The organism is Marinobacterium sp. MBR-109, assembly GCF_040547565.1.
Classification (GTDB): Bacteria; Pseudomonadota; Gammaproteobacteria; order Pseudomonadales; family Balneatricaceae; genus Marinobacterium.
Genome location: NZ_JBEPPZ010000013.1, coordinates 32,313 through 57,282 on the forward strand (window position 1 = coordinate 32,313; position 24,970 = coordinate 57,282).

Genomic DNA, 24,970 nt, shown 5'->3' on the forward strand with positions numbered 1-24,970 from the left:
TTCAGATAATAGACGTTTATCGGCAGGGGTGGGGGGATCTTGAGGTTGCAAAAGTGCCTGTTCTGGTCAGAATGACTTTGTGGCTCAAATCACAGGGAAAAGCAGATGCTGAAAACGGATACAGATCGCAGGGCTTGGTTGATTGAACTCATCAGCTACTGGGAGGGTGGCATCAATGCAACCGGACTTGCTGCGCTGTGTGGTATTGGCCGCCAGCAGGCTACCAAAGATTTGAGCGCCTATCGTGAACGTTTCAGCACCAACCTGAACTACAGCTCATCCCTGAAAACCTTCCAGCCCACGGATTATTTCGTCTGTGGCCTGATCAGCGGCGATGTGGCCGAATACCTTGACTGGGTCAGCGGACAACGCGCCCCGACCACTGCCGGCAGTGTGCTGCCCTATCAGTGCCTGCGTCATCCGCCTCGCAAGGTCGCCGCGCCTCTGATGCGCAAGCTGATACAGGCCATTCGTGAGCAGCGCCGCATTGAAGTGGACTATGTCTCCCTGTCCAATCCCGACCATGAAGGGCGTGTGATCGTGCCGCACACCTTCGTTAACACCGGGCTGCGCTGGCATCTGCGTGCCTGGTGCGAAAAGTCACAGGGCTATCGCGATTTTGTGCTCAGCCGTTTTCGAGCCGAAGCTGAACTGCTTGACCTGTCGCCTCAGGGGGCAGGCCAGGATCTGGCGTGGCAGACTGAAATCGAACTCATATTGGCCCCTGATCCGCGTCTGTCCCCTGCCAAGCGCAACGTCATTGAACAGGACTACGGTATGCAGAACGAGCAACTGCAACTGAGTACCCGCGCGGCACTGGCCAACTACCTACTGCAAGAGATGCAGGTGAATTACAAGATGTTGGATGGCACACCGGAGGCCCAACAGCTGATTCTGGTGAACCTGGATGAAGTCCGTCAGTGGCTGTTCTGAACCTGTACAGTGAGGCGACAGGTGGATTTGTACAGTATTGAGGGTCAAGTGACGGGCAGTTACAACAGAGCAGTGCTATGAAAAAAGGGAGTGGCGACCGTGAGTCAAGTTGGCGAGGATGTGTGTGGAGAGTCGTACTTCCGTTATTGGGGTAAAGCTCGGGGCAAAGAGTCCATAGGGGCCGGATATCATTTGCTGGTATGGCATAGTCTGGACGTGGCGGCCTGTGGGTACGAGTTGTTGTCGGATGATTATCCTTGGTGCCGCGAGCTGGCTGAAGCCTTAACCGTTAAACCTGAACAGCTGCGCCGTATTCTGATTTTCTTTCTTGTCCTGCACGATCTGGGCAAATTTTTTCGTGCCTTTCAAAACCTGGCGCCTGACTTGAGCGATGCGTTGGTAGCACCCGTGAAAGGGTTATCCTACGCACAAGTTCGCCACGATTCTCTGGGTTATTGGCTGTGGCAGTCACCTGAATTTCGGCAAGCGTTTGTCGAGCTGCTCTGTGGTGAGCAAAAACGTCTGCGTTTAGGCCATCTAGACCCATTGTTCAAAGTAGTGACCGGGCATCACGGCCAGCCACCCAAGGAGCAACCGGGCATGCTTCTGAACTATTGCCTGCCCGAAGATATGCAGGCAGCAATAGAGTTCATGCAGCAGGCGGCAGATCTTCTACTGACGCTTGACGACCGTGAGCTATTGCAGCGTAAGGAATTGAGCAAACCGCTGAAATCAGTTTCTTGGCAGTTGGCTGGGTTAGCGGTTTTGGCAGACTGGACCGGCTCCAACCAGAATCACTTTCCCTACGTTGATCGTCCCATGCCGATAGATAAGTATTGGCATGAGTACGCGCTGCCGCAGGCGGCAAATTCGATTAAGGCACTGCCACTGAAAGCCCTGCCAACGCGTCCCTTCCAAAACGCCAAGGAGCTGTTTTCCTTCCTGCAAATGCCGACCCCTTTACAGAGGTTTGCGATCGAGCAACCGTTGGTCGATGGCCCTCAGCTGTTTATTCTGGAAGATGTTACCGGGGCGGGCAAAACGGAAGCCGCCATGTTGTTAGTGCACCGTCTGCTGTCTCAGGGGCTTGCACAAGGTGTGTATGTTGGCCTGCCGACCATGGCGACGGCCAATGCCATGTATGGCCGCTTGGGTGAGTGTTACCGACGCTTATTCGCGGATGATGCCCAGCCGTCCCTGGTGCTGTCGCATGGTGCCCGGCACCTGTCTGATACCTTCAGTCAGTCGGTTGCAGCCGCATTTACTGACAAGACCGAACTGTCGACACAAGCCCCTGACCGTACCTATGCCAGGGATGAACTCTCAGCCTCGGTGTATTGCAATGCGTGGGTGGCGGACAGCCGTAAGAAAGCTCTGTTTGCTGATGTGGGGGTAGGTACCATTGATCAGGCGTTGCTCGCCGTTCTTCCCGCTCGGCACCAATCGCTGCGGATGCTGGGCTTGCATCGCAAAATCATTGTGATCGACGAAGTGCATGCCTATGACCCCTATATGCAAAAACTGCTGCAGGCACTGCTGGAGATGCATGCTCAACAGGGTGGCAGCGCCATCCTGCTATCCGCGACTCTGCCACAGGCAATGAAAAAACTGCTGGTTGAGCATTACGCCAGAGGTTTGGGGCATGCTTCTCCAGCACTGGTTGAGCAGAGCTACCCATTGGTGACGCAGTTCCCGGCACCGAAAGCTGTGCATGAATACCCGGTCGCGACTCGCTCTACAGTGGCACGTCAGGTCAGGGTTGTGCAGCTGGGTGATGAAGAGGCCGTATGGCAGGTGATTGAGCAGGCGGTAGCGGCAGGCCAGGCAGTGTGCTGGATTCGTAATACGGTGGATGCGGCCAGCGGGGCCTATGCTCACGCAACTTCTTTACCAGCGTTTGATATTGAGCGCGTCCACCTGTTCCACAGTCGTTTTGCCATGATTGATCGGCAGCGCGTTGAAGAAGAGGTTTTAAGATGGTTTGGCAAAGATTCCACACCGGAAGACCGGCACAGTCGATTACTGGTCAGTACTCAAGTTGTTGAGCAATCGTTGGACCTGGATTTTGACCTGATGATTACGGATTTGGCACCGGTGGATTTGATCATTCAGAGAGCCGGGCGTTTGCATCGACACCAGCGCGGTGACCGTGGCCTGCCCACCCTGTATCTGCACACTCCCGACCCCTTTGCCGAAGTGGACGAGAGTTGGCTGGCACCTCAACGCGGCACCGAAGCGGTCTATCGTGACCCCGGCATGCTGTGGCGTTCTGCTGTAATCGTGCTGCAAAACGGCGGCTTCCGCATGCCCGATGATGCACGCTACCTGATTGAGTCAGTCTACAACCCGGACACCGAGCTGGATACGCCTGAACCCTTGTTTCAGGCGTCATTGCGCGCCGAGGGAGAGCAGCGTGCCAGCAGCAGTATGGCTGGTTTCAATCAGCTGGATCTTACCAAGGGCTACAGTGCCCAAAGCAACCAGCAGGGCTGGACTGAAGATGTGAACGTGCCGACACGCCTGAGTGACGAAACCTGTTCGGTTGTACTGGTTGTGCCTGACGGGAAGGGTGGCTGGAAACCCTACGCTCAGGTCGCAAAGCACAGTTGGGATTTGAGCACCCTGAGCCTGAGAGAAAAGCTCTGGCATCAGGCAGAGCAACAGATTCCGGGTGATATTGCTAAACAGCTGGAAACATTCAGGGAAACACAGCCAGCGCTGAAGTGGCACAGGCTGTTTCCGTTGGTAGATGAACTGAAGTCTTGTTACTGTCCCTCTAAGGGATGGATAGGCACACAAGGAGAAAGCGCGTGAATCTAATACACATGCCTTGGATTCCTGTTATCAGGGAAGACGGTAGCCACTGTCGAATTGCACCCTGGCAGGTATCTGAACGGGATAATCCGGTGATGGAGTTGGATGCGTCCCGACCTGATTTTCAGGGCGGACTGTACCAGTTCCTGATCGGCTTGCTGCAAACTTGCTGTGTACCAGAGGATCTGGATGGCTGGTTCGACTGGTATTATGAACCGCCAGAACCTGAAGAACTGAAAGCCCTGATGGAACAGTGTGCCCCAGCGTTTGAGTTGTTCTCGGAACCAGGCAGTCCAGCATTCCTGCAGGATCTTGAGCTGGTTGATGGAGAGGACAAGCCTGTCGAAAGCCTGTTGATCGAGGCGCCGGGTGGCAAGACGCTCAAGGATAATCTTGATTTTTTTGTTAAAGGTGGACGCTTTAACCGCATCTGCCCTGCCTGTGCGGCCCAAGCCCTGTTTACGCTGCAAACCAACGCCCCAAGTGGTGGGGTAGGGCATCGGGTTGGTCTGCGCGGTGGCGGTCCACTGACCACGCTGGTGATGCCCGCGGATGGTGCCCATACCTTGTGGCACAAGCTCTGGCTCAATGTGCTGGAGAAGGAGGCTTTGCCGGGTGAATGGTATGACGAACCGGCTTGCGATGCTTCTGTGTTCCCTTGGCTGGCGCCTGCCCGGCTTTCCGACAAAAACGGTACGGCCACGCTTCCCGACGATGTGAATGAGTTGCAGGCTTATTGGGGTATGCCACGGCGTATCCGGCTACAGCTTGAGGCCCAGCCTTGTCACTGTGATTTGTGCGGAGATGCGTCCGAGAGTTTGGTTACCGGATTCAGTACCCGCAACTATGGGGTTAACTACGAAGGCCCTTGGACACATCCACTGACGCCCTACCGCGAAGACCCAAAAAAGGAAAAGCCGCCGCTGTCACTGAAGGGGCAAAAAGGTGGTCTGAGCTATCGCCACTGGCTGGGTTTGGCGTTCAGGGACGACGATAATGGTGATCGGGCCGCGCAGGTGGTGAGTAACCACATCAGTACCCGAGCCGTTGACCTTCAGAACGGTATGCTACCGCAGCTATGGTGCTTCGGTTTTGACCTCGACAACATGAAAGCCAGGGGCTGGTATGAGCACCGCCTGCCATTGTTTTCAGTACCGCCCGGACAAGCCGACCTAATCAAGGGGCTGGCCCAGATATTGGTCAGTTGTGCTCGCGCATTGCTGCCGGAGCTGCGCAAGCAGGTCAAAAGTGCCTGGTTCCGCCGTCCCGAGGATCATAAGGGAGACACTTCAATGATTGACCAGGCCTTCTGGCAGCGCACTGAACCCGAATTTTATCGCCTGCTGTCAAATTTTGCTGCCGAGGCTGAACAGGGACGTGTCGATGCAGCGCTTTACCTGCGCTGGTACAACACTTTGATGAATACCACGCGGCAGCTGTTCGATCATTTTACCCTGCACACTTCGGTCGAAGCGCTGGACTTGAAGCGGGTGATGAAAGCACGGGAACAACTGCATAAGCGCATCTATACCCTGAAACCGATTAAGGAGCTGAAGGAGTTTGCTCAGCCCGCCATGGAGGAGGTAACTCATGCTTGATAAACGATTGCACGGTGCCGATCCAGCCAGTTTGATGGCTTGGTGGCATTCTTTGGATGACCACCGCGGTGAGCGTGCTCGATTACGCCGCGCGGCCAAGCCCGATGATGCGCTGTTGACTGATGCCTTCTTTCATTTTCTGCATCGGCTACCGGAGTCCTGGGCGCAGGCAGACAAACTCTACGCATCTGCCAGCGTAGCTACCCTGCTGAGTCATGTACGCAGCGATGACAAATCAGGTTTTGCAGAAGCTTTGGCCAGTGGTGATAAGCCTGCCATGAGCGAACTTCGTTTTCGTCAGCTATTGAAAAGCCGCTCGCCGGAGGAATTTTTTCGCCGCACTTTAAGAGCCATTCGAATGTTGGACGGTAAGGTCAATGTTATTTCGTTGACGCAGGGCATCCTGCATTGGCATCAGGAATATCACTTTGGCCCCGATGCCAACCCCCGCAATCGCCTGGGTGTGATCTGGGCCCGTGAATACTACAGCCACCTCAAGGCCTGAATTTAAATGTGAAGGAGTACATGAAATGAACCGTTTTCTACAACTGCACCTGCTGACCGCTTACCCACCCGCGAACCTGAACAGAGATGATCAAGGGCGCCCAAAGACCGCTCGCATGGGCGGTGTGGACCGTCTGCGCGTTTCATCTCAGAGCCTCAAACGCCATTGGCGTACCTCGGAGCTGTTTCAAACCGCGTTGGGGGACCATGTCGGTACGCGTACCAAGCGACTGGGTGTTGAGGTTTATCAGCAGCTTGTTGTCGGTGGTGTAAAAGAAAAAGATGCACTCAAGTGGGCAGGCGAGATTGCCGGGGTGTTCGGCAAGTGTAAGAAGGCCGATAAAAACGACCCGTTAAATGAACTGGAGATCGAGCAGTTGGTGCATGTCAGCCAGGATGAGCGTAAGGCGGTAGAACAGCTAGCGCAGGTTCTGATTCGCGAAAACCGAGCCCCGGAAAATGAAGAGTTGGACCTGTTAAGGCACAACACTAGTGCTGCCGATATTGCGCTGTTCGGTCGTATGTTGGCTTCCAAACCGTCCTTCAATGTTGAGGCGGCTTGCCAGGTTGCTCATGCCATCAGCGTGCATCCGGTGGTGATTGAGGATGATTATTTTACGGCCGTGGATGATCTCAATGATCGCAGTGAAGATACCGGCTCGGCGCACATTGGCGAAACCGGGTTCGCGTCAGGCCTGTTCTATTCCTATATCTGCATCAATCGTGAGCAGCTGATCGATAACCTCAATGGTGACAAGGCACTAGCTGACAAGGCAATTGCAGCATTGATAGAGGCCGCCATCAAAGTGCCACCGTCCGGTAAACAGAACAGCTTTGCCCATCAGGGATATGCCAGTTACGTGCTGGCGGAGTCAGGTGATCAGCAGCCACGCTCGCTGTCGGTTTCTTTCCTCAAGCCGATCGAAACCCGTGGTCGCAACGATGACGATTATCTGACTCAGGCTGTCAGTGCGATTCGGGCTCAGTGCGACAACTTTGACAAGGTCTATGGCGACTGTGCCGCTGCCCGTTATGAACTCTCCGTTGCCGAGCAGAAAGGCGAGATGAATGCTTTGCTGGCATTTGCTGCCGAATAAAGGAGGCAGTATGGACTATCTACTGTTTCGCCTCTATGGCCCGATGACGGCCTGGGGTGATATTGCGGTGGGGGAGTCGCGGCATGTGCAGGCGGCCCCTACCAAGGCGGCTGTCATGGGGTTGGTGGCGGCAGCGCTGGGCATTGATCGTGAGCAAGAGGCGCAGCACCTTGCTTTGAATCAGGGTTACCGTATGGCCAGTGCCGTATTGAGCGAGGGTGACCTGCTGCGTGATTACCACACGGTGCAGGCTCCGGACTCCGTGGGTAAAGCGCGTTATCGCACCCGGCGGGATGAGCTGGTCACCGGACGTGATCGTTTGGGAACGGTACTTTCCAGTCGCGACTATCGCACAGATGCTCAAGCAGTGGTTGCAATCCAGTGTTTGGAGAGTGCGCCCTTTAGCCTGGCCGAGTTACAGGCGGCGCTGCTGAAGCCCAAATTTATCCTCTATCTCGGGCGCAAATCCTGTCCACTGGCAGCACCCTTGCAGCCCGAGATCGTCAGTGCCGATGGTTTTGCTGTGGCGTTTGCACAGTATCAACCAGCGCAATCGGCTCTGTCTGATAATCGTGTGCTGCACTCGGCGGGGTACACAGACTATTACTGGGAAGGCGAAGTAGAGAGTTTTGCTGATCCACAGCAGTTGGATGCCCGCCAGCTGATGCAATTGACTCGGCATGATCGCTTGCTTTCGCGACACCGTTGGCAGTTTGGTCGCAACGAAATCTATCGGTACAGGGAGGTAAATCAGGATGTATCTATCCAGAGTTCGCATCAGGCCAGAAATTGATCGCCAGAGCCAATTGGGGCGAATGCTGCAGCGCAATACCTACGGCGTACATCAATTGTTGTGGGATCTGTTTCCCGATAGCCAGGCCCGCTTTCTCTACCGTGAAGAGCTGGCGCAGTCCCAATTAAGTGATCATAACCGTATCAAGGGGGGGGCGGTCTGGTATCTGCTGTCAGCAACGCCACCGGTTAAAGAGGCTCCTCTTTTTGCGGTTGACAGCAGGCCTTTTGAGCCACAGTTGCAAGCTGGTCAGCATTTGGCGTTCCGCCTGAGGGTCAACCCGGTGGTGACACGCAGCGGCAAACGGCATGATTTGGTGATGGATGAGCAATTGAGCCTCTATCGCCAGCTGGCAGCTCGTTTGGGGCTGCCAAACAATGGCACCAAAAAGGCGCTGCGTCGACAGTTGCTGGCGTCTGAAGTTGCCGCTCCATTACACGATCTTTTGCAGGAATATTCGACCAATTTCCCTGAAGTGTTGGCTGGTAAGCCAGCGGAGGTGCTGGAGCAGGTATTGCAGGAACGCACTGGTTTGCGGCTTGCGTCTTGGCTCTCGGATAACAAGTCCCGGCAGGGGATATTCACGTTAGCGACACGAAAGGTTTTTGATGAAGAGCGGGATCGTGAATATGAACGTCCCTTCTTCCAGTGGAGTGGCTACCAGGCCCACGCCCTGCCGGAAAAGGGACATAGTGCGCGGTTTTGCACCGTTGATCTGGCCGGTGAGCTGATTGTTCAAGAACCGGACAGGCTGCGAGCACTTATCCACAACGGGATTGGACCAGCAAAAGGGTTCGGCTGTGGATTGATGATGATCAAGCCTGCATTTGGAGGCTGAAATGTCGTTTACTCCGCTGAACCCCATCCCGATCAAAAACAGGGTATCGATGATCTTCCTGCAATACGGGCAGGTCGATGTGTTGGATGGCGCTTTCGTTCTGATCGACAAGAACGGTGTGCGTACCCATGTGCCAGTCGGCTCTGTTGCTTGCATCATGCTGGAGCCGGGCACCCGCGTTTCTCATGCCGCCATCAAATTGGCTGCACAGGTTGGCACCTTGCTTGTGTGGGTGGGCGAGGCTGGTGTGCGGCTTTATGCTTCAGGGCAACCTGGCGGTGCGCGTTCGGATCGTTTGCTCTATCAGGCTAAACTCGCCCTCGATGAGGAGTTGCGTCTCAAAGTGGTCCGTAAGATGTTCGAACTGCGTTTTGGGGAGCCGGCGCCGAGCCGTCGCTCAGTTGAGCAACTCCGTGGTATTGAAGGCAGCCGGGTGCGTGAGACCTACAAATTGCTGGCCCAGCGTCACGGTGTCAAGTGGAATGGGCGTCGTTATGATCCCAACGACTGGAATAAAGGAGATAAGGTTAACCAATGCATCAGTGCGGCCACATCCTGTCTCTACGGTATCACTGAGGCGGCGGTGCTGGCCGCCGGTTACGCCCCGGCCATTGGTTTTATCCACACAGGCAAGCCCTTGTCGTTTGTGTATGATATCGCCGATATCATCAAGTTTGATGAGGTGGTCCCCAAGGCCTTTGAAATTGCGGCCACTACCCCAAAACAACCCGATCGTGCTGTGCGCCTGGCCTGCCGCGATATTTTCCGCAGCAACAAGGTCCTGGATCGTCTGATACCGCTAATCGAAGATGTATTGGCGGCCGGTGAAATCCAACCGCCCGAGCCGCCGGCAGACAGCCAGCCTCCAGCTATCCCTGAGCCTAATCCAACAGGCGATATTGGCCACAGGAGTCACAAATGAGCATGCTGATGGTGGTGACGGAAAACGTACCGCCCAGGCTGCGGGGCCGCTTGGCGATTTGGCTGTTGGAAGTGCGTGCGGGTGTCTATGTTGGTGATGTGTCACGTCGTATTCGGGAAATGATCTGGGCGCAAGTCAACGCATTGGCAGATGAAGGCAATGTGGTGATGGCTTGGGCAACCAATACTGAGTCTGGTTTTGAGTTCCAAACTTATGGCACCAACCGGCGGGTGCCGGTAGATCACGATGGACTCAGGCTAGTCTCGTTTCTGCCTGTTGAAAAACAATAAGTTAGCGTTCTTTAACAAGCAGTTTTATAGTCCTAAAACTTGGTGGGATTTTTAAAGTCTGAAAAAGCTTTTTAAATCAAACATATCCATTAAGTGCGTTCCCCGTAGGCACGGGGATCAACCGGTTGGGCGACTTGACGCCTCGACGGGCCATCTGCGTTCCCCGTAGGCACGGGGATCAACCGCGGGCAGGCTGCAGATATTCCTCGAATACCGGGCGTTCCCCGTAGGCACGGGGATCAACCGGTTTACGATTGCGTCAGTGTTCTTGGCCTATGCGCGTTCCCCGTAGGCACGGGGATCAACCGTACCCGATGGCGCCAATTTACCGGCCCAAAAAGCGTTCCCCGTAGGCACGGGGATCAACCGTGCGGCTTTTACGTCCTGCCAGATGGCACCGAGCGTTCCCCGTAGGCACGGGGATCAACCGTCGCTCATGGCGGGTCTCAGTCAGCGGCGCTGGCGTTCCCCGTAGGCACGGGGATCAACCGCTCGATATGCCCTACATCCGCCAACTCATCGAGCGTTCCCCGTAGGCACGGGGATCAACCGACCGCGCCCTACATTCTGGACCTGCACTCTGACGCGTTCCCCGTAGGCACGGGGATCAACCGCAGACGTTGGACTGGCCAGATGATGAGCTTGGGCGTTCCCCGTAGGCACGGGGATCAACCGCGCACCGGCCCGCAGGGTCCGAGTGGTGCGAGGCGTTCCCCGTAGGCACGGGGATCAACCGCATCGACCTCGGTGCAGGCGGCCTGAACATCGGCGTTCCCCGTAGGCACGGGGATCAACCGGAGATCACAACGGCAACGACTACAGCGAGGAGGCGTTCCCCGTAGGCACGGGGATCAACCGGTAGTTTTTGCTTTTCCCTTAGTGCGTCAATGGCGTTCCCCGTAGGCACGGGGATCAACCGTTCCAGTATCAGAAATCTTAAAGCTGGCACCTGCGTTCCCCGTAGGCACGGGGATCAACCGTGACCTCCGATAACTGGTCTGAACTGTACGATGCGTTCCCCGTAGGCACGGGGATCAACCGATTGATCCGGTGATGATGGGAGAAAAGAAATGGCGTTCCCCGTAGGCACGGGGATCAACCGGGTTTAATGCCTATTCAATACAGGACGTTTATGCGTTCCCCGTAGGCACGGGGATCAACCGGTTTGGATCAGCTGAATCACCATCCATTCCAAGCGTTCCCCGTAGGCACGGGGATCAACCGATCCTGAAAACCCTCTCGATCCCGTTGATTACGCGTTCCCCGTAGGCACGGGGATCAACCGGGCAATGTCCACACGAGTCAAGCGAACCATCGGCGTTCCCCGTAGGCACGGGGATCAACCGTGCTTGGATGCGACCATCTTTAGAGCGACCGGGCGTTCCCCGTAGGCACGGGGATCAACCGTCCCGTCAGATCCCGTTGATTATGATGCTATGGCGTTCCCCGTAGGCACGGGGATCAACCGCTGGTATTTATGCGTCTAATTCACAGAACTCTGGCGTTCCCCGTAGGCACGGGGATCAACCGGCTGATAACCGTGAGCTGGTTGCCGCTGTCTGCGCGTTCCCCGTAGGCACGGGGATCAACCGAGCCCATGCCAGTGCCAGCAGGCCGAAAAAAGGCGTTCCCCGTAGGCACGGGGATCAACCGACACAGGCTGTAATGAGCACTACAGCACCGCCGCGTTCCCCGTAGGCACGGGGATCAACCGAGCATCAGGGCCAGCAGGAACAGTTCGGGGATGCGTTCCCCGTAGGCACGGGGATCAACCGTGTCGGAACATCAGGCGGCCTCTCCCTTGTAAGCGTTCCCCGTAGGCACGGGGATCAACCGTACCGTGAATCCATCGGCGATCCTCTGGATGTGCGTTCCCCGTAGGCACGGGATCAACCGGGCCTTGTTTTTGTGTTTGTACGCGCCTTCAGGCGTTCCCCGTAGGCACGGGGATCAACCGCCTTTTGATATCATTTAGACATCCTGGCACAAGCGTTCCCCGTAGGCACGGGGATCAACCGCGGCCCCACCGGCTCCGGCACAAATGACTGAGGCGTTCCCCGTAGGCACGGGGATCAACCGGCCGCGTAATGGTTTCGCCTGAACTCCTCGTGCGCGTTCCCCGTAGGCACGGGGATCAACCGTAGCCTGCTACCTGTGCAGCTTTACGATTGCAGCGTTCCCCGTAGGCACGGGGATCAACCGCTCGAATGTCGGGAGGGGTGGAGTCGGATAAAGCGTTCCCCGTAGGCACGGGGATCAACCGGCCATGCTCGGAGGTTGTGTCGTGCTGATCGGGCGTTCCCCGTAGGCACGGGGATCAACCGCCCCGGCGCGTCATTTCGATACAGGATAAAAAGCGTTCCCCGTAGGCACGGGGATCAACCGCCAGCTATTGCATCCCTTTCTCTTCTTGCAATGCGTTCCCCGTAGGCACGGGGATCAACCGCCACACCGAAACCGTGACCGGCATCATGCAACGCGTTCCCCGTAGGCACGGGGATCAACCGAGATCGAGCAGATCAACTCAGTGACGTGGTTTGCGTTCCCCGTAGGCACGGGGATCAACCGTAATCTGCAACCGCTTTTTTGAATTGCTCGCAGCGCGTTCCCCGTAGGCACGGGGATCAACCGGCGTGCGCCGTGCTCTTCGGTAGCCAGGCCCAGCGTTCCCCGTAGGCACGGGGATCAACCGCACCAGTCAGAGCAAACGGCCCAGCCGAATTCGCGTTCCCCGTAGGCACGGGGATCAACCGTGGACGGGGCTTTCGCCTTGCGTACTCCGGGAGCGTTCCCCGTAGGCACGGGGATCAACCGCGCAGTTATCGGTTCACCTTCGATAAGGATGAGCGTTCCCCGTAGGCACGGGGATCAACCGATGATCTCGATCGTGCGCTGCAGATCAGTGGCGCGTTCCCCGTAGGCACGGGGATCAACCGTGGACGATGCTCTACCTCTCGGTTAGTGCCTGCGCGTTCCCCGTAGGCACGGGGATCAACCGCGCTGGAATCTGGTGCTGGCGCTCCGATCCATGCGTTCCCCGTAGGCACGGGGATCAACCGTTCTGAGGAGATTGACATATGTACTTTTCAAAGCGTTCCCCGTAGGCACGGGGATCAACCGGAAACCGCCAAGCTGTCCGGCAACCAGGTATTGCGTTCCCCGTAGGCACGGGGATCAACCGCACTGAAGCAGCTGGTCCAGCGGTTTGAATCCGCGTTCCCCGTAGGCACGGGGATCAACCGAGCTCATCGAAATACAGGTTGCCGTGGTATGAGCGTTCCCCGTAGGCACGGGGATCAACCGCTGCTGGAAAACGCACGACTGGCAGACATGGAGCGTTCCCCGTAGGCACGGGGATCAACCGAGGATGAACACGTTGCACGGATCGACGTGGATGCGTTCCCCGTAGGCACGGGGATCAACCGCTGATAGAGATACGGAACCGAAGTTTTGCATGCGCGTTCCCCGTAGGCACGGGGATCAACCGCGATCCAGCCAGCTCCTACGCGGTGTGCAGGGGCGTTCCCCGTAGGCACGGGGATCAACCGTATAATCAGGTGAAGTTACCTCAACGGGCCTAGCGTTCCCCGTAGGCACGGGGATCAACCGTAAAAACATGGTCAGCTTCAGGCGCTTCATTCGCGTTCCCCGTAGGCACGGGGATCAACCGGCGGGCTGCTGGCGCGCGAGAATTCAGCAGGCGCGTTCCCCGTAGGCACGGGGATCAACCGCATCAACAACACCATCACCAGCACCGGTGAAAGCGTTCCCCGTAGGCACGGGGATCAACCGCGGTAACGCCATCGCCTACCTTCCAGTATTCGGCGTTCCCCGTAGGCACGGGGATCAACCGGTGGCAGCGCTGGCGGCACCTTTGTTTTCGATGCGTTCCCCGTAGGCACGGGGATCAACCGACTCGCCAGTTTACCTCTATCCTGATCAATAAGCGTTCCCCGTAGGCACGGGGATCAACCGACATTGGCAAAACTATGCGCTGCATAGATACCGCGTTCCCCGTAGGCACGGGGATCAACCGGCGTCTATATGCACAGCACAACTATGCGAGTTGCGTTCCCCGTAGGCACGGGGATCAACCGACACCAGACAACAGCGAACCACCCCAGTGCAGGCGTTCCCCGTAGGCACGGGGATCAACCGCTATCCGCCGAACAACGGCTGGCTGTGCTGGAGCGTTCCCCGTAGGCACGGGGATCAACCGATCGGCTTCAGTATCTGGCGTGATTACAATTAGCGTTCCCCGTAGGCACGGGGATCAACCGCGCTGCATATCCGGCAATTGCGGGAGGTTATCGCGTTCCCCGTAGGCACGGGGATCAACCGGCCGTAACGGTGGAAGAGCCGCAGCAAGAGCGGCGTTCCCCGTAGGCACGGGGATCAACCGTGTTGGCGCTGATGAGATGGCAGCGTCTCTCTGCGTTCCCCGTAGGCACGGGGATCAACCGTGTTGCCGCTGCGCCACCGGCATCGATGGCATGCGTTCCCCGTAGGCACGGGGATCAACCGCATCTGCACCAGATCGCCCAGATCATCCAGCGGCGTTCCCCGTAGGCACGGGGATCAACCGTGATCAATCCTTCCGAGAATACCTGATATAAAGCGTTCCCCGTAGGCACGGGGATCAACCGGTGAGCAGGTGCAGGTGGTGAATGTGAATCTCGCGTTCCCCGTAGGCACGGGGATCAACCGTAAATGGTTTCGCCTGAACTCCTCGTGCAAGTGCGTTCCCCGTAGGCACGGGGATCAACCGGCTCAACTGTTGCAGCTGAGGTTGGCCGTCAGCGCGTTCCCCGTAGGCACGGGGATCAACCACCCTTGCGGAATTCGATTAGTGGCCAACGGGTGAGTATCCATAGGGATGAGAGCAGTCTTCTCCCCAAGCGCCCGAGAGTATTTCCCATATCAGTACTGTTTCTGCTTTGGCAGTTGATAAATCGCAACAGCCGGTGTATCCACATACCATTACAAACCCCAACCCAAGATAGCAAGCCAAAAGGGAGGAGCGAGAACAGGTGGGGCCCAACCCCGTGCTATCCCACCCCGTACTTCAGGCCAACAGTCAGGCCGGAACGGGGCTCTCGCGCAAAGCCTATGAATGCCATGTCTATTCTGAAGCAACTGATGAACCAGGCCTCCGGTGGTCAGGGCGGTTCTGCCGGGGGCAGTGACGTTAACCACATGGTTGGCCAGCTGGCTTCGCAGTTCAAGGGCGGTTCCAGCGGCAGTGGTGTCGGTGGTATCGATATGAAGAGCTTGCTCGGTGGCGGTGCGCTGGGGCTGCTGGTGGGGTCCAAGCGTGGTCGCAAAATGGGTGGCAAAGCGCTGAAGTATGGTGCGCTGGCCGGGGTGGGCGTGCTGGCGTGGAAGGCGTATCAGAACTATCAGTCCCAGTCGCCGGCATCGGCAGCGAGTACAGCAGCCGACAACCAGCCGGAAGGGCAGCCGCTTGAACAGTTGCAGGGGCCGGATCAGGAGCGGCGTGGGCTGGAGATACTGCAGGCCATGATCATGGCCGCCCGTGCAGACGGTCATGTTGATGCGGCCGAGCGCGCTTTGCTGACCAGTAAAATCGAAAGCCTGGGGCCGGATGATGAACTGCATGCCTGGATTCAGCAGCAGTTTGATGCGCCGCTGGATGCCGATGCGCTGGCGCGCAGTGCCGATTCTCCGCAGGCCAGACGTGAAATCTATGCCGTCAGTGTGGCGATCATTGATGAGCAGAACCCCATGGAACGGGCCTGGCTCAACCAGTTGGCAACCGCACTGCAGCTCGAACCGGCACTGGCAGCCGAGCTGGAGCGGCAGGTTCTGAATACCGTTAACGGGTCATGAAGCAGGTCAACATGTCCAAACGTTTGATCATTTTTACCGGCGCCGGTGTCTCCGCCGAGTCCGGTGTGCCCACCTTTCGTACCGGGCCGGATGGCCTCTGGCATAACCACCGCATTGAAGATGTTTGCCATATCGACACCTTTGAACAGAATTACGACCTTGTGCATGCCTTCTACAATGCCCGTCGCACGGCGTTGCAGGGGGTAGAGCCGAATGCCGCGCATCAAGCGATTGCCGAGCTGCAGCAACGGTATGGCGATCAGGTGCACTTGATGACGACAAACGTGGATGATCTGCACGAACGTGCCGGCAGCCCCGAGGTGGTGCATATCCATGGCAATCTGTTGGAGCTGGTTAACCTGGCCGAAGGTGCTGTGCTGCCGATCGGCTATGAGGCGTTTGATCATGCGGCCCATCCGCCACAGTTCAAGCCCAATGTGGTGTTCTTTGGTGAAGTGGCCCCGGTCTACCGTGATCTGTTTACGCTGATGCAGTCGCTGACTCGGCATGATCTGGTACTGGTGGTTGGCAGCAGCGAGACGGTCGTTCAGTTCTGCCTTGAAGCCTACAGTGGCAGCAACGGCGCAGCGACCATACTCTATATTGATCCGACAGACACCTGCCCCTATGACCGTCTGCTCGGCCCGGGTCTGAAGCCCTATACCGAGCATTGCCGCATGGGTGCAGTGGAGGCGTTCAGTGCGGGCTCACCTGTGCGCAAGTGGATTGAGTGCTGGTTCAACTCGTAACACCCGGGTGCAGAAGTATAGAGGTGGATGGACTGCCAGGCCCTTTGCACCTAAGCTGGAAGCAGTAAAGAATTGACGTTGTAGTGGGTACCCAAGATGAGGCTGATATGAGGCGCATTGATTCGGCAACCGAAACAGCCGTAAAACGCTTTGTGGCGATAATTTCCGATCGCTATGATATTGCGGATGTGTTGGTTTACGGCAGTCGTGCACGCGGTACTCACCGTACTGACAGCGATGCAGATGTGGCAGTTCTATTGCGTGGCGACCACCAACGCTTACTGCCAGTCAAACTGGAAATGGCGGATATCGCTTTTGATGTACTGCTTGAGACCGGCGTGCTCATTTCTCCGTTGCCCATCTGGTCTGATGAATGGGCACATCCGGAGAACTATTCGAACCCGGCGTTGTTGCACAATATAGAGCGTGATGGAGTACGGATTTGAGAGAAAAGGAGTTGGCTGCAGACGTGCTGTTGGCCAAGGCATCGAGAGCTTTGCGTTCGGCCAGGCTGTTACTTGAAACGGGTGACTTTGATGGTGCTGCCAATCGTGCTTACTATGCCATGTTCAGTGCCGCCCGCGCTGCCTTGTTGGCTACAAATGCATCCATTGATCCCAATGTCACGAGGACACACAGTGGCTTGATAGGAGCTTTCGGATTACATCTGGTTAAAAATGACATCGTTCCAAAAGATATCGGTCGTATGCTCAACCGTGCGCATGAGACCCGTTTGATTGCGGACTATAACGGTGAGGCAGTCGAGCGCCCGGACGCCGAACTGCTGGTCGAGCAGGCGGTCGTTTTTCTGGATACCCTGCGCGAGATCTGCTTACAGAACAAGGGTTGAGCTCGCCCATGCAACTCACCTTTCTCGGCACCTCATCCGGTGCTCCCACCCGACAGCGCAATGTCAGTGCTACCGCCATCCAGCCCGAGCAGGGGCGGCAGTGGGTGCTGGTGGACTGCGGTGAAGAGCCCCAGCATCAGTTGCAGCGCACGCATCTGACGCTACTGCAGCTGCAGACGATCCAGACCACCCATGTGCATGGCGATAACTGCTATGGTCTGCCGGGGCTGTTAGTATCCTGTCAGTTAAACCCTACACCATCGCCCGCAACGGTGAAGTATCTCTGTTGAGCGAGCAGGGCAGAGATCAACGGTCGAATCACACTGTATCGAATAAGGAATAAAGCATGCGCAAACAACACCCGCTTGAGCTGCTGATCCCGCCACCAGTGGTGATGCTGGCCGCGGCCGGGCTCGGTTGGCTGAGTATCTGGCTATGGCCGGGCGGGAGGCTGTTTCAGTTACCGCTGCCTTGGGTCCTGGTCCCGGTGGTGCTGGCCGGTGTGATCGGTACCCTGGCGGTATTGCATTGCTTTCGTGCGCGCACCACGGTGCATCCGCACTGCCCGGAAAAGACCCGCTGTCTGGTGGCCTACGGCGTGTTCAGGCTCAGCCGCAACCCGATGTATCTGTCACTGCTGCTGTTGCTGACCGCATGGATGCTGCAGCTCGGGCACCTGCTGTCGCCGCTCTGGCTGGCGGGGTTTGTGGCGTATATCACACGGTTCCAGATCCGGCCGGAAGAGCGGGTGCTGAAGGAGCTGTTTGGTGATGAGTATGAGGCATACTGTCGTGCAACAAGACGCTGGATCTAGCTGGTCTGAAAGCCTCAAAGAACAGCTTCAATCGCCTTTCTAAGCTTATCGCTGTCCGGTGACGTCATGCTCGAAAACGCCGCCGTGACTTTGCCATCACGGTCGATCACATACTTGTAGAAGTTCCAGCGCGGCGGTGTGCCACTCTGGCGGGCGATCTCGCGAAAGAGGGGGTGGGCATTGTCGCCCTTGACGTGGATCGGGCTGAACATGTCGAAGGTCACGCCATAATTGACGAAGCAGACTTCAGCGCTTTTGGCTTCTTCCCCGGCTTCCTGATTGAAGTCGTCAGAGGGAAAGCCAACGACCATCAGGCCCTGATCCTTGTAGCGCTGATGCAGTGCTTCCAGTCCTTCAAACTGGCCGGTAAAGCCGCAGAAGCTGGCGGTGTTGATCACCAACATGGGTTTGCCGGCAAAGCGTTCGCGCAAATCAACCATCTCGGCTGAATGCAATCGCTTGAGCTGGTGGTTATAGAGGGTATCCGTGTCGGGCTCTGAAGCCGAAGCGGCATGGCCGAACAGCAGGGCACACAGAGTTGTCAGTAAACGTTTCATGTTGTTCTCCGTTTTTGACACTTACGTGTGCGCCGGCTGTCCGGTTCAGAGTGTCAGATCAGTTGTGGGCCTGAGCCAGTGCCTGATCCAGATCGGCGATCAGGTCGTCAATGTGCTCGATGCCGATCGACAGGCGCACCATCTCCGGTGAAACACCGGCGGATTTCAGTTCTGCGTCATTCAGCTGGCGGTGCGTGGTCTCGGCCGGAATGGAAGCCAGCGACTTGCAGTCACCGATGTTCACCAGACGCAGGAAGATCTGCAGCGCATCGTAGAACTTGCGCGTGCCCTCGCGGCCTGAGTTGAGACCAAAGCTGAGAATCCCGGATGCCTTGCCGCCCATATACTTCTGCGCCAGGGCGTAATCCTTGTGGCTGGGCAGACCGGCATAGTTCACCCAGGTCACATCCGGATGGTTTTCCAGATACTCGGCCACTTTCTGGGTGTTCTCACAGATGCGCTCCATACGCAACGAAAGGGTTTCCAGGCCCTGCAGCAGCATGAAAGCGTTCATCGGCGACAGGGCCGCGCCCATGTTGCGCAGCGGCACCACGCGGGCGCGGCCGATAAAGGCGGCCGGGCCGAATGCTTCAGTGTAGACCACCCCGTGGTAGGACACATCCGGCTGGTTCAGCAGCGGGAAGCGTTCCTTGTTCTCGGCCCAGGGGAATTTGCCGGAATCGACAATCACGCCGCCGATGGTGGTACCGTGGCCACCGATATATTTGGTGGCGGCGGTCACGATGATATCGGCACCCTGTTCAATCGGGCGCCAGAGTGACGGGCTCGGAACGGTGTTGTCCACCACCAGCGGTACACCGTGACGGTGCGCGATTTCGGCCATCTTTTCGATGTCGGCGATACCGCCGGAGGGGTTGCCAACCGACTCGCAGTAGATCGCCTTGGTGCGTGCATCGATCTTGCTTTCCAGCCCGGCGAAATCATCCTTGTTGACGAAGCGTACCTCAATACCCTGACGCGGCAGGGTGTGCGCGAACAGGTTGTAGGTGCCGCCGTACAGTTCGCTGGTCGATACAATGTTGTCACCCACTTCGGCCAGTGTCTGCACCGTGTAGGTGATGGCCGCCATGCCGGATGCAACAGCCAGCCCCGCGATTCCGCCTTCCAGTGCCGCGACACGCTTTTCCAGCACATCGTTGGTGGGGTTCATGATGCGGGTGTAGATGTTGCCCGGCACCTTAAGGTCGAACAGGTCGGCACCGTGCTGGGCATCATCGAATGCATAGGAGGTGGTCTGGTAGATGGGTACGGCCGCTGACTTGGTGGTCGGGTCAGTCTCATAACCGGCATGCAGAGCGAGTGTTTCCAGTTTCATTGGGATTGGTTCCTTGTTGTTTTGATCCGGCGGCGGTGTCCGGGTGCCGAGGCTGACCCGAGACACCGCCGCTTGCTACAATCGAGTCCACGTAAACAGACGCTCAGTGTAAACCCTAACGCTTCAGGAGACACCCCGATGGCCAAACCGAAAACCGCCTTTGTCTGCAATGATTGCGGCGCCGACTACCGCAAGTGGCAGGGGCAGTGCAACGCCTGCGGGGCCTGGAATACCATCACTGAAGTGCGTCTTGGCTCGGATGCCGGTGGTGCCCGCAGCAGCCGGTTTGAAGGTTATGCCGGTGGTGCCGGCAAGCAGAAAAAGGTGGTCACGCTCAGTGAGGTGGCACTGGAAGAGATGCCGCGTTTTTCCAGTGGCAGCAGTGAGCTGGATCGGGTGCTCGGCGGTGGACTGGTGCCGGGCTCGGCGGTGTTGATCGGTGGCCACCCGGGGGCGGGCAAAAGTACCCTGCTGCTGCAGACCATGTGTCATCTGGTGGCACATATGCCGGCGTTGTACATCACGGGTGAAGAGTCGCTGCAGCAGGTGGCGATGCGCGCGTCTCGATTGGGGCTGAAAGCGGACCAGCTGCAGATGCTGTCGGAAACCTCGGTGGAAACGATCTGTGACCTGGCTAATGAACTGCAGCCGAAGGTGATGGTGATCGACTCCATTCAGGTGATGCATGTGACTGATGTGCAGTCGGCACCGGGCTCGGTATCACAGGTGCGCGAAAGTGCCGCGTTTCTGACCCGCTATGCCAAGCAGACCGGCACTGTTCTGTTTCTGGTCGGGCATGTGACCAAGGACGGCTCGCTGGCCGGTCCCAAGGTGCTGGAGCACATGATCGACTGTTCGCTGCAACTGGAGGGCTCATCCGATAGCCGTTTCCGTACCCTGCGCAGCCACAAGAACCGTTTCGGTGCCGTCAACGAGCTGGGCGTGTTTGCCATGCTGGAAAACGGCCTGAAAGAGGTGAAGAACCCCAGCTCCATTTTTCTCAGCCGTGGCAGCGAGCCCAGCCCCGGCAGCGTGGTGATGGTGGTGTGGGAGGGGACAAGGCCTCTGCTGGTTGAGTTGCAGGCACTGGTGGATACTTCGCACCTGTCCAACCCGCGTCGCGTGGCGGTAGGGATGGATCAGAATCGTCTGGCGATGCTGTTGGCGGTGCTGAACCGTCATGGTGGCTTGATGACAGGGGATCAGGATGTATTCGTCAACGTGGTGGGCGGGGTCAAGGTGCTGGAGACCAGCGCTGACCTGGCACTGTTGCTGGCGATTGTGTCCAGTTTCCGTGATCGGCCGCTGTCGCAGGAGCTGATGGTGTTTGGTGAGGTTGGGCTGTCCGGTGAGATACGACCGGTGCCCAATGGTCAGGAGCGAATTCGTGAAGCGGCCAAGCATGGCTTCAAGCGAGCAATCGTGCCGTTGGCGAATGTGCCGCGTGAGCCGCTCAGTGGTATGGAAGTGGTCGGGGTCAAAACCCTGTCGGAAGCGCTGGATGCGATCTGATCAGGCCTGAGCGTCCTCGTCATCTGACAGCAGCTGTTCCAGCTCGCGCTCCAGCAGTGCTTCGTCACCCAGGTTCAACTCAACCAGCCGGCGCAGGTGGGTGATGCTGTCGATCTCCATTTCGCCGGCGGTGAAACCATATTGGGGGGGCTGGGCATGGGTGAGCATGGCCGGAATTTCGATCAGGATGTCATTGGCCAGATACAGATGCAGTTTGACGTGGTCGTTCATGCCGACAGGCAGGGGGTGGTTTGATTCAACCAGGGCGCCTCGGAGGGAGATGTCGACCAGCTGCACCACGGCCGAACCCTTGTCGCTGTGCAGTTCGCACTCGGCGTCAAAGGGGATGCGGGTAAAACGGCGGCGTTCGTTATTGGTATTCACGCTCGGAATCCTCGCTGATCGAAGTTGCTTCAGGCATGGTATTACACTCTGCCAACATTGTGGAGCCCGGCTGCCCCAGATCAATATGACCTGTGACAGCTTCCGCTAGGCTGGCGTATCCTGTAACAGACAGTAATCGAGGCGAGGTATGTTCGAAGTCATGAATGATCTGCTGAGAGCGGGGCGACACTCGCGCTACTTCAACCATACGCGCAGTCACCATCTCTTCACGCGCGTGCGTCTCATCGCCCTGATTCTGATGGTGTTGCAGAGCGGCTGGATTCTGATCGACTGGCTGTTGCTGCCGGAGGCGGTCAGCAGCACCATTGCCTACGGCCGTATCGCCGCCAGTGCATGCTGTCTGCTATTGGCCATTTGGTGTTCCCACCCTTACAGGCTTGAAGTCTCCTTGATTCGACTGTTATTGCTGGTACTGGTCCTCACGCTGTTCCAGACCTGGAGCAATACCGTTCTGGTGCAGCAAGGCTTTGCTTCGGAGGTGCTGGCGGGGTATGCCTTTTTCCCCTTCATGATCATCACCATGCTGGCGATTTTCCCGCTGACCATATTTGAAGTGGCCGGGTTTGCCACGTTCGTGCTGCTGGTGGAGCTGGTCACCCAGTTATGGAGCGGCAAGTTTGGACTGGTGCCGGGGCTGAATGATCTCTGGTTGTTAGCGGTGCTGGGGCTGATCGCGGGCTGGGCATCGGTCAATCAGCTCAGCATGCTGCTGATTCTCTATCGCCAGGCCACGCGTGACCCGCTTACCGGGTTGGCCAACCGGCGTCAGGTGATGGATCAGCTTGATGGTGATATCGAGGATGCGCATGCCAATCACGCGCCGTTGACCGTGCTGCTGTTCGATCTGGACAAGTTCAAAAGTTTCAACGACAACCATGGCCATGCAGCCGGTGATATCGTATTGAAACAGTTTGCCCGCATTCTGAAGGATCACGCCAAGCGCAAGACGGATCTGGCCGGGCGTTTTGGCGGTGAGGAGTTTCTGTTGACGCTGCCGGATACTGATCAGCAACAGGCGATTGAGCTGGCTGAGCAGATCCGCAACGCCTGCCACCAGACTCGGTTGAAAGTCCCGACCGGTGAAGAGGTCAGCTTTACGACCAGTATTGGTATTGCCACCTTGCTGGCGGGGGAAGATCGCTCTGCGGTACTTCAGCGGGCTGATGAGGCACTGTATAAAGCCAAGGATACGGGGCGGGACCGTTACTGTCTGGCGGGTGATGCAACAGGGGTTGAGCAGGACGCATAAAGCACAGCCATAATGAAAAAGGGCCGCTGGCAGACACTCTGGCAGCGGCCCTTTTTGTATAAGACGCGGATCAGCTCATGCGGCGGTACTTGATCCGCTCCGGCTGATGGTCCTTGCCGTAGCGGCGCTTGTAGTCCTCGGCGTACTCGCTGTAGTTGCCTTCAAAGAACTCCACGTTGGAGTCACCCTCATAGGCGATGATGTGAGTACAGATACGGTCGAGGAACCAGCGGTCATGCGAGATCACCACGGCACAGCCGGGGAAGGCCAGCAGCGCTTCTTCCAGCGCACGCAGGGTCTCGATATCCAGGTCGTTGGTCGGTTCGTCCAGCAGTAGTACATTGCCGCCTTCTTTCAACAGCTTCGCCATGTGCAGACGGTTGCGCTCGCCGCCGGACAGATCCTTGACGAACTTCTGCTGGTCGGAGCCCTTGAAGTTGAAGCGTCCACAGTAGGCGCGGGCCGGGGTCTGGTAATTGCCTACGGTGATAATGTCCTGACCGTCGGAAATTTCCTGGAACACGGTGTTGTTGCCGTTCAGCTCACGGGACTGATTGACGCAGGACAGCTGCACGGTGGAGCCGATCTCGATCTCGCCGGAATCCGGCTTCTCTTCCCCGGTCAGCATGCGGAACAGGGTCGACTTACCGGCACCGTTGGGACCGATAATACCGACAATGGCACCCGGCGGGATGGCAAGGTTCAGGTTCTCGAACAGCAGCTTGTCGCCGTAGGACTTGGTGACGTTGTGCAGCTCGATCACCTTGTCGCCCAGACGCGGCCCCGGCGGAATGTAGATCTCCTGGGTTTCGTTGCGCTGCTGGAACTCGCGCGAATTCATCTCTTCAAATGCTTTCAGACGCGCCTTGGACTTGGTCTGACGCCCCTTGGCTCCCTGACGTACCCACTCCAGCTCGGCTTTCATCGCCTTGCGGTGTGAGGCCTCGGACTTGGATTCCTGTTCAAGGCGGGCTTCCTTCTGCTCCAGCCAGCTGGAGTAGTTGCCTTCCCAGGGGATGCCGTGGCCGCGGTCCAGTTCCAGAATCCAGCCGGCGGCGTTGTCGAGGAAGTAACGGTCATGGGTGATCGCCACCACGGTACCGGTGTATTCCTGCAGGAAGCGCTCGATCCAGGCGATTGATTCGGCATCCAGGTGGTTGGTCGGTTCGTCCAGCAGCAGCATGTCCGGGTGGTCGAGAAGCAGGCGGCAAAGGGCGACACGGCGGCGCTCACCACCGGAGAGGTGCTCGACCTTCGCATCCCAGGGCGGCAGGCGCATGGCATCGGCGGCGCGCTCCAGTGCCTGATCCAGGTTGTGACCGTCCTTTGCAGTGATCAGATTTTCCAGCTCGGCCTGCTTCTTGGCCAATTCGTCGAAGTCCGCATCCGGATCGGCGTAGGCGGCATAGACCTGATCCAGCTCGGCCAGGGCGTTCTTGACGTCGGAGACAGCTTCCTCGATCACTTCGCGTACGGTCTTACTGTCGTCCAGCTCCGGTTCCTGCGGCAGATAGCCCACTTTCATGTTGGGCATGGGGCGCGCTTCGCCGGTGTAGTCCTTGTCGACACCCGCCATGATCCGCAGCAGGGTGGATTTACCGGCACCGTTCAGGCCAAGCACACCGATCTTGGCGCCGGGGAAGAAGGACAGAGAGATATCCTTGAGGATTTCACGCTTGGGCGGTACCACTTTGCCCACTCGGTTCATCGTAAATACGTACTGAGCCATCAATATGCCTGTCGATTGGGGTTAAAAAACAGCCAGATTCTACCTGTGGCCGAAAGCGAATGCCATTTGCTGCAGGGCGAGATGAGCTGAATGAAACTTTTGCGTTATGGACTGACCCCTTTTCATGTGC

At 57.4% G+C, this 24,970-nt stretch carries 21 protein-coding genes and 2 CRISPR repeat arrays; of the genes, 17 read left to right on the top strand and 4 right to left on the bottom strand.

What is annotated here, in order from left to right; translation table 11 throughout:
* Positions 1–105 precede the first annotated feature (105 nt).
* The 15 genes from ABIE60_RS14380 (at position 106) to ABIE60_RS14450 (ending at position 18,052) form a co-directional block, all read left to right on the top strand.
* A complete protein-coding gene (locus ABIE60_RS14380) occupies positions 106–933 on the top strand; it encodes a helix-turn-helix transcriptional regulator (protein ID WP_354470211.1) in 828 nt (275 codons plus the stop codon).
* A gap of 120 nt (positions 934–1,053) precedes the next feature.
* On the top strand, positions 1,054–3,747 hold the full coding sequence (cas3, locus tag ABIE60_RS14385) for a CRISPR-associated helicase Cas3' (RefSeq protein ID WP_354470280.1): 2,694 nt from the start codon (positions 1,054–1,056) through the stop codon (positions 3,745–3,747).
* A complete protein-coding gene (casA, locus tag ABIE60_RS14390) occupies positions 3,744–5,345 on the top strand; it encodes a type I-E CRISPR-associated protein Cse1/CasA (RefSeq protein WP_354470212.1) in 1,602 nt (533 codons plus the stop codon). The genes cas3 and casA overlap by 4 nt, the downstream gene beginning before the upstream one ends.
* Entirely contained in the window at positions 5,338–5,850 is a 513-nt protein-coding gene (gene casB / locus ABIE60_RS14395; protein WP_354470213.1) for a type I-E CRISPR-associated protein Cse2/CasB, read from the top strand. The genes casA and casB overlap by 8 nt, the downstream gene beginning before the upstream one ends.
* Positions 5,851–5,875: 25 nt before the next feature.
* Positions 5,876–6,946, top strand: a complete 1,071-nt coding sequence (gene cas7e / locus ABIE60_RS14400) for a type I-E CRISPR-associated protein Cas7/Cse4/CasC (protein WP_354470214.1) — start codon at positions 5,876–5,878, stop codon at positions 6,944–6,946.
* A 10-nt stretch (positions 6,947–6,956) separates the two neighbouring features.
* Complete coding sequence (gene cas5e, locus ABIE60_RS14405; protein ID WP_354470215.1) at positions 6,957–7,739, top strand: type I-E CRISPR-associated protein Cas5/CasD; 783 nt, start codon at positions 6,957–6,959, stop codon at positions 7,737–7,739.
* Positions 7,702–8,577 carry a type I-E CRISPR-associated protein Cas6/Cse3/CasE gene (cas6e, locus tag ABIE60_RS14410; protein WP_354470216.1) on the top strand — a complete coding sequence of 292 codons (876 nt, stop codon included), beginning with the start codon at positions 7,702–7,704 and terminating at the stop codon, positions 8,575–8,577. Before cas5e ends, cas6e begins: the two co-directional genes overlap by 38 nt.
* 1 nt (position 8,578) lies before the next feature.
* Positions 8,579–9,499, top strand: coding sequence for a type I-E CRISPR-associated endonuclease Cas1e (gene cas1e / locus ABIE60_RS14415; protein WP_354470217.1), 921 nt, complete (start codon positions 8,579–8,581; stop codon positions 9,497–9,499).
* Positions 9,496–9,789: a type I-E CRISPR-associated endoribonuclease Cas2e gene (cas2e, locus tag ABIE60_RS14420; RefSeq protein WP_354470218.1), complete on the top strand. Its 294-nt coding sequence runs from the start codon at positions 9,496–9,498 to the stop codon at positions 9,787–9,789. The genes cas1e and cas2e overlap by 4 nt, the downstream gene beginning before the upstream one ends.
* A 95-nt stretch (positions 9,790–9,884) precedes the next feature.
* Positions 9,885–11,626: direct repeats of the CRISPR family, unit length 29 nt; unit sequence GCGTTCCCCGTAGGCACGGGGATCAACCG.
* Positions 11,627–11,717: 91 nt separating this feature from the next.
* Positions 11,718–14,619: a CRISPR direct-repeat array (repeat unit 29 nt; unit sequence GCGTTCCCCGTAGGCACGGGGATCAACCG).
* Between the two features lie 279 nt (positions 14,620–14,898).
* The gene (locus tag ABIE60_RS14425; RefSeq protein WP_354470219.1) at positions 14,899–15,639 is read left to right on the top strand and encodes a tellurite resistance TerB family protein; all 741 of its coding nucleotides are present in this window, start codon (positions 14,899–14,901) and stop codon (positions 15,637–15,639) included.
* Between the two features lie 11 nt (positions 15,640–15,650).
* Positions 15,651–16,388 carry an SIR2 family NAD-dependent protein deacylase gene (locus ABIE60_RS14430; RefSeq protein ID WP_354470220.1) on the top strand — a complete coding sequence of 246 codons (738 nt, stop codon included), beginning with the start codon at positions 15,651–15,653 and terminating at the stop codon, positions 16,386–16,388.
* A gap of 107 nt (positions 16,389–16,495) precedes the next feature.
* Positions 16,496–16,834 (top strand): nucleotidyltransferase domain-containing protein, encoded by a 339-nt coding sequence (locus tag ABIE60_RS14435; RefSeq protein ID WP_354470221.1) that lies wholly within the window; start codon positions 16,496–16,498, stop codon positions 16,832–16,834.
* Positions 16,831–17,238, top strand: a complete 408-nt coding sequence (locus tag ABIE60_RS14440; protein ID WP_354470222.1) for a HEPN domain-containing protein — start codon at positions 16,831–16,833, stop codon at positions 17,236–17,238. The genes ABIE60_RS14435 and ABIE60_RS14440 overlap by 4 nt, the downstream gene beginning before the upstream one ends.
* An 8-nt stretch (positions 17,239–17,246) precedes the next feature.
* Positions 17,247–17,528: an MBL fold metallo-hydrolase gene (locus ABIE60_RS14445; protein ID WP_354470223.1), complete on the top strand. Its 282-nt coding sequence runs from the start codon at positions 17,247–17,249 to the stop codon at positions 17,526–17,528.
* A gap of 56 nt (positions 17,529–17,584) precedes the next feature.
* Positions 17,585–18,052 (top strand): methyltransferase family protein, encoded by a 468-nt coding sequence (locus tag ABIE60_RS14450; RefSeq protein WP_354470224.1) that lies wholly within the window; start codon positions 17,585–17,587, stop codon positions 18,050–18,052.
* Between the two features lie 14 nt (positions 18,053–18,066).
* Here the strand turns inward: ABIE60_RS14450 and ABIE60_RS14455 are convergent, their stop codons facing one another.
* Both ABIE60_RS14455 and ABIE60_RS14460 read right to left on the bottom strand, forming a co-directional pair.
* Positions 18,067–18,609, bottom strand: a complete 543-nt coding sequence (locus tag ABIE60_RS14455; RefSeq protein WP_354470225.1) for a glutathione peroxidase — start codon at positions 18,607–18,609, stop codon at positions 18,067–18,069.
* A gap of 58 nt (positions 18,610–18,667) precedes the next feature.
* On the bottom strand, positions 18,668–19,945 hold the full coding sequence (locus ABIE60_RS14460) for an O-acetylhomoserine aminocarboxypropyltransferase/cysteine synthase family protein (protein ID WP_354470226.1): 1,278 nt from the start codon (positions 19,943–19,945) through the stop codon (positions 18,668–18,670).
* Positions 19,946–20,083: 138 nt separating this feature from the next.
* Here ABIE60_RS14460 and radA point away from each other — a divergent pair, with 138 nt between their 5' ends.
* A complete protein-coding gene (radA, locus tag ABIE60_RS14465) occupies positions 20,084–21,457 on the top strand; it encodes a DNA repair protein RadA (protein WP_354470227.1) in 1,374 nt (457 codons plus the stop codon).
* Here the strand turns inward: radA and ABIE60_RS14470 are convergent, their stop codons facing one another.
* Complete coding sequence (locus tag ABIE60_RS14470) at positions 21,458–21,841, bottom strand: PilZ domain-containing protein (protein ID WP_354470228.1); 384 nt, start codon at positions 21,839–21,841, stop codon at positions 21,458–21,460. It abuts the gene before it with no gap.
* A gap of 160 nt (positions 21,842–22,001) precedes the next feature.
* Between ABIE60_RS14470 and ABIE60_RS14475 the strand changes: the two genes are divergently transcribed.
* On the top strand, positions 22,002–23,111 hold the full coding sequence (locus ABIE60_RS14475; RefSeq protein WP_354470229.1) for a GGDEF domain-containing protein: 1,110 nt from the start codon (positions 22,002–22,004) through the stop codon (positions 23,109–23,111).
* Between the two features lie 70 nt (positions 23,112–23,181).
* Here the strand turns inward: ABIE60_RS14475 and ettA are convergent, their stop codons facing one another.
* On the bottom strand, positions 23,182–24,840 hold the full coding sequence (gene ettA, locus ABIE60_RS14480; RefSeq protein ID WP_354470230.1) for an energy-dependent translational throttle protein EttA: 1,659 nt from the start codon (positions 24,838–24,840) through the stop codon (positions 23,182–23,184).
* Between the last annotated feature and the right edge of the window lie 130 nt (positions 24,841–24,970).